We start from the raw sequence: 4,966 nt of genomic DNA on the forward strand, positions 1-4,966 counted from the left end.
CCGCTGAGGCGGCGGCGACCGCCCAGGCGGCGACCGCCCGGCACCTCGCCGGGACGGCGCAGGACCTCTTCGCCGCGACCGACCTCCTCGACCGCGACGCCGATGCGGCGGCGAGCGCCGCCCGCGAGGCGGCCCGGCGGATGGAGACCGCCCAATCGGTCGGCGCCGGTATCGCGGGCCTCGCCGGGGGGCTCGCCGGGCGCACCGTGGCGTCCCTGCGCCAGGCCGAGATCGGCGACCGGCGCGAGCACGACCGCTACCCGGTCGACCTCGCGGTCCGGGTCGGCAACTGGGGCCTCGGGCGGGTGCTCGACGTGAGCCGCGGCGGCCTGCTGCTGACCCCGCCGGAGGGCTGCGCCGCGCCGGTCGGCGCCCGTCTGTCCCTCGACCTGCGCGGTCCCGGCCGGATGCAGGTCCTCGTCGTCGGCACGAGCCCGCGGGGCCTGCACTGCGCGCTCGCCGACGCCGTCTCCGAGGAGCGCATGCGCGATGCCCTGGTGGCGATCGAGGAGGAGAACCGGCCGCTGATCGCGGCGGCGACGGGCGGCGCCGCTTCCGTCGGTGCCGCGCTGGAGCAGGTGCTGGCCGAGGGCCGGCTCACCCGCCAGGCCCTGTTCGACACCACCTACCGGCCGGTCGCCGGCATCGAGCCGCCGCACTACCTCACCGCCGCGGTGCCGGTACTGGAAGACATCCTGCCGCCGATCCTCGAGCCGCTGCTGCTCGCCGATCCGCGCACGGCGTTCTGCATCGCGGTCGACCGCAACGGCTACGCGCCGGTCCACAACCGCGCCCGGGCCCAGGCGCCCCGGGCCGGCGACCCGGCCTGGAACGCGCTGCACGCCCGCCAGCGCCGCCTCTACGACGACCGCATCGGCCTGTCGGCCGCCCGCTCGACCCGGGCCTTCCTGGTCCAGGCCTGCCCGCAGGACGAGGCCGGGCGCCCGCCCTTACGCGAGGTCGCGAGCCCGATCCGCGTCCATGGCCGGCACTGGGGGGCGCTCAGGATGGGGTTCCGGATCTGAGAGGGCCCGTCAGCCCCCCGTCGTGCTCATGTGGCGCGCCACCGCGGGCTTGGCCTGGCGGGCGATGACGAAGTCGTGGCCCTTGGGCTTGCGGGTGATCGCCTCCCGGATCGCCTCGGCCACCACGGCATCGTCGGGGGAGGCGCGCAAGGCGGCCCGCAGGTCGGCGGCGTCCTCCTGGCCGAGACACATATAGAGCTGGCCGGTGCAGGTCAGGCGCACCCGGTTGCAGCTCTCGCAGAAATTGTGGGTGAGCGGCGTGATGAAGCCGAGCCGCCCGCCGGTCTCCTCCACCCGCACGTAGCGGGCGGGGCCCCCGGTGCGGTCGGGCAGGGGCGTGAGCGCGTAGCGCTCCGACAGGCGCTCGCGCACCACCGAGAGCGGCAGGAACTGGTCGACCCGGTCGGGCTCGATGTCGCCGAGCGGCATCACCTCGATCAGCGTCATCTCCATGCCGAGCCCGTGGGCCCAGTCGAGCATCGCCGGGATCTCGTCCTCGTTGACGCCCTTCAGCGCCACGGCGTTGATCTTGACCTTCAGGCCCGCCTCGCGGGCCGCCGCGATGCCGTCGAGCACCGTCGGCAGGTCGCCGCGCCGGGTGATCGCCCGGAACTTGTCCGGGTCGAGGGTGTCGAGCGAGACGTTGATCCGGCGCATGCCGAGATCCGCCAGCTCGGCGGCGTGCTGGCGCAGGCGGGTGCCGTTGGTGGTGAGCGTCATCTCCTCCAGCGCGCCGGAGGCGAGGTGGCGCGAGAGGTTCCTGAACAGCCGCATGATGTCGCGCCGCACCAGCGGCTCGCCGCCGGTGATGCGCAGCTTCCTCACGCCGCGCTCGACGAAGACCGAGCAGACCCGATCCAGCTCCTCCAGCGTGAGCAGGTCGCGCTTGGGCAGGAACGCCATGTCCTCGGACATGCAGTAGACGCAGCGCAGGTCGCACCGGTCGGTCACCGAGACGCGCAGGTAGGTGATGGCGCGCTGGAACGGATCGATCAGCGGCGCGGGCCGTGCCGGCACGGACGCCGCCGGCATCGGATCGTCGGTACGGGGGCCCCACATGCGGCTGCAATCCTCGACGGAGACGGCTTTCCTCGGGCGCGGCACTGGCGGCCGGCGTCCCGTCTGCATATGAGCGCTCGCAGGCCGACCGGCAAGCGACGCCGGCGCAGCAGGGAGACGCGGACCCATGCCCGACGCGACCACGGATGCCGACTGGCCGACCGAGATCCGGCTCTCGCGCGACAAGCGCACCCTCCACGTCGCCTATGCGAGCGGCGCGGCCTACGCGCTCCCGGCGGAGTACCTGCGGGTCGAGAGCCCCTCGGCCGAGGTCCAGGGCCATGCCCCCTCCGAGCGGCAATGGATTCCCGGCAAGCGCGAGGTCGAGATCCTGGCGGTGGCGCCCGTCGGCAACTACGCGGTCAAGCTCACCTTCGACGACATGCACGATACCGGGATCTACGCCTTCGACTTCCTGCGCCGCCTCGGCGAGGAGCGGGCGACGCGGTTTGCCCGCTACGAGGAGGAGCTGGCGGCCCGCAACTTGAGCCGCGAGCCGGCGCGGCGGCGCTGAGGCGTCCCTCAGCCGGCCGCCGGGGCGGGCCGGGCGGCGGCTGCCAGGGCGAGCGCCGCGACCGCCAGGGCGAGCGGCCCGAACGACACCCACAGGACGACCTCCCAGCCGTAATGGGCCAGGAGCCCGCCGGAGGAGAACGAGCCGACCGCCATCGTGCCGAACACCGCGAAGTCGTTGAGCGACTGGACCCGGGTGCGCTCCTCCGGCCGGTGGCATTCGAGCACCATCGCGGAGGCGCCGACGAAGCCGAAGTTCCAGCCGATCCCGAGGAGGACCAGGAAGACCCAGAAATGGGCGAGGTCCAGCCCCGACAGGCCGACGAGGGCCGCGCTCGCGGTCAGCGCGAGCCCCGCTGCCACGACGTGGCGCGCGCCGAAGCGCGCGATCAGCCGCCCGGTGAAGAAGCTCGGCGCGTACATGGCGATGACGTGCCATTGCAGGCCGAGATTGGCGTCGTCCTGCGTCAGGCCGCACAGGTGCATGGCGAGCGGCGCCGCGGTCATCAAAAAGTTCATCAGGAGGTAGGACACGACCCCGCACACCACCGCGGTGACGAAGCGGGGCTGGCGGGCGATCGTCGCGAGGGGGCGACCGCCCGAGAGCTCCGCGCTCGTCGGGCCCGGCAGCCGCACCCCGGCCAGTACCACAGCCGAGAGGGCCGCCACCGCGGCCTGGGCCAGGAAGGTCGCGGCGAACAGGTGGGCGGGCCACAGGGCCATGGTGTGGCTGACGAGCTGCGGCCCGATGATGCCGGCGAAGACCCCGCCGGCCATCACGGCCGAGAGGGCGCGCGGCCGGCGCTCCGGCGCGACGCAATCGGCGGCGGCGAAGCGGAAGGACAAGACCACCGCCGCGTAGGCGCCGCCGAAGAAGGTCGCGAGGCAGAACAGCCAGAACGAGCCGAGCACCACCGCGAGCGACGCGAGGAGCCCGACCAGCACGCCGCAGCCGGTGCCGGCGAGGAACGCCGCGCGCCGGCCGTGGCGGCGGGCGATGCGCCCGGCCGGCAGGGTGCAGGCGGCCATGCCGACGACGAAGATCGAGACCGGCAGGGTGGCGAGGGCCGGGTCCGGCGCCAGCTGGCTGCCGATCACCGCGCCGGTGGCGTAGACGACGACCGAGTTGGCGCCGGCGAGCGCCTGCGCCACGGCGAGGCGCAGGACGTTGCCGGTGCCGGACGGGGCGGAGCCGGCGGAGTCCGTCGCGGCGGGGAGGGCGGGGTTCGACATCGTTCGTCCCGTCAGGCGGTGAGCCGGGCCTGCCAGCGCGCATCGCGCGGCGAGGGGCGGCGGTGGAGGCGGGCGTCGAGGAGGGTGCGCGCCGCCTCGGCCCTGCCGGCGCGCATCAGGGCGACGAGGAGCGTGTCCTCGATCACCTCGCGCTGGGCGCCGCTGCCGCCGAGGCGCACCACCTCGGCGGCGACGGGTTCGAGGATGCGCACGCACGAATCCCAGTCCTCGTCCGCGAAGGCGAGGGCGGCGCGGCAGATCGCCGGCACCACCGGCCCCGCCGCCAGGGTGCCGGCCTCGGCGAGGGCGGTGAGGGCGGCGATGCGCGACGCCGCGCCCGCCCGGTCGCCGGTCGCGGCGGCGAGCAGCCCCATATGCGCGTCGGCAAAGCCGAATCCGGCCTCCCCGAAGCGCGGCTCCGCATAGGCCCGGACCTCGTCCCACAGGCCCGCCGGGACGGCGTGGCCGTAGGCCGAGAGGCGCCAGAGCAGCGAGACCGCGTCGGTGACGACGTTGAGGGCGAGACCCGCCGTCACCCCCGGCCGGACATGCGCGCCGTAGAGGGCGAGGGCGGCTTGCGCGTCGCCGCGCTCCAGCGCCGCGAGGGCGGCGTGCCAGGCGATGTGGCCGTGCAGGACGCCCGCGCGGTCGTAGCCCGGCAGCCAGTCGGCGATCAGCGCCTCGGCCTCCGCCCCGGCCCCGTCCTCGAACAGCGCGTGCGACAGGGCGTGGGCGCCGTTGGCGTTCTCCCGCCGCAGGCCAAAACCCCGCTCGGTCAGCGCCCGGCCCCGCGCCACGGCGCCGTTCTCGGTCAGGGCCCAGCCGCGTGAGATTGCGAACCACCAATCGTCCGGGGCGTAAGCCGCGGCATGGCGCTCGCAGAGATCGACCCGGGCCTGGTCGTGGTCGGCCCGCCCCGAGAAGGCCAGGAGCCCGAAGGCGCCGAGCGGCATCGACAGGATCAAGGCGTCGCGCGGCCAGGCCTCGGCATGGGCGAGCGCGTGCTCCAGCGCCTCCCCCGACCGGCCCTCGATCGCCAGCGCCACCACCGCGACGTGGCTGCGCTCGCGCTCGGTCCCGGCCCGCGCCACCCGCTCGGCGGCGGCCGCGATGCAGGCCCGCGCCGCAGCCGGCTC

General features: G+C 75.1%; 5 protein-coding genes. 2 read left to right on the forward strand and 3 right to left on the reverse strand.

What is annotated here, in order from left to right; genetic code table 11:
• A partial coding sequence (locus HPY23_RS03470; RefSeq protein ID WP_200649558.1) for a PilZ domain-containing protein occupies window positions 1-1,025 on the forward strand: 1,025 nt, incomplete at its 5' end.
• Between the two features lie 9 nt (window positions 1,026-1,034).
• Here HPY23_RS03470 and moaA read toward each other — a convergent pair.
• Window positions 1,035-2,084 carry a GTP 3',8-cyclase MoaA gene (moaA, locus tag HPY23_RS03475; RefSeq protein WP_413231062.1) on the reverse strand — a complete coding sequence of 350 codons (1,050 nt, stop codon included), beginning with the start codon at window positions 2,082-2,084 and terminating at the stop codon, window positions 1,035-1,037.
• A gap of 127 nt (window positions 2,085-2,211) precedes the next feature.
• Between moaA and HPY23_RS03480 the strand changes: the two genes are divergently transcribed.
• Entirely contained in the window at window positions 2,212-2,598 is a 387-nt protein-coding gene (locus HPY23_RS03480) for a gamma-butyrobetaine hydroxylase family protein (RefSeq protein ID WP_091881561.1), read from the forward strand.
• A gap of 8 nt (window positions 2,599-2,606) precedes the next feature.
• Here the strand turns inward: HPY23_RS03480 and HPY23_RS03485 are convergent, their stop codons facing one another.
• Window positions 2,607-3,830 (reverse strand): MFS transporter, encoded by a 1,224-nt coding sequence (locus HPY23_RS03485; protein ID WP_091881564.1) that lies wholly within the window; start codon window positions 3,828-3,830, stop codon window positions 2,607-2,609.
• Between the two features lie 11 nt (window positions 3,831-3,841).
• Window positions 3,842-4,966: tetratricopeptide repeat protein (locus HPY23_RS03490; RefSeq protein ID WP_236017622.1), on the reverse strand; the 1,125-nt coding region annotated here is incomplete at its 5' end.

This window comes from Methylobacterium ajmalii (genome assembly GCF_016613415.1).
Classification (GTDB): domain Bacteria; phylum Pseudomonadota; class Alphaproteobacteria; order Rhizobiales; family Beijerinckiaceae; genus Methylobacterium; species Methylobacterium ajmalii.

What these genes read in the sequence shown, in the direction of transcription:
- HPY23_RS03485 (WP_091881564.1), bottom strand. Translation starts at nt 3,830, where the DNA reads ATGTCGAACCCCGCCCTCCCCGCCGCGACGGACTCCGCCGGCTCCGCC.
- moaA (WP_413231062.1), bottom strand. Translation starts at nt 2,084, where the DNA reads ATGTGGGGCCCCCGTACCGACGATCCGATGCCGGCGGCGTCCGTGCCG.
- HPY23_RS03480 (WP_091881561.1), top strand. Translation starts at nt 2,212, where the DNA reads ATGCCCGACGCGACCACGGATGCCGACTGGCCGACCGAGATCCGGCTC.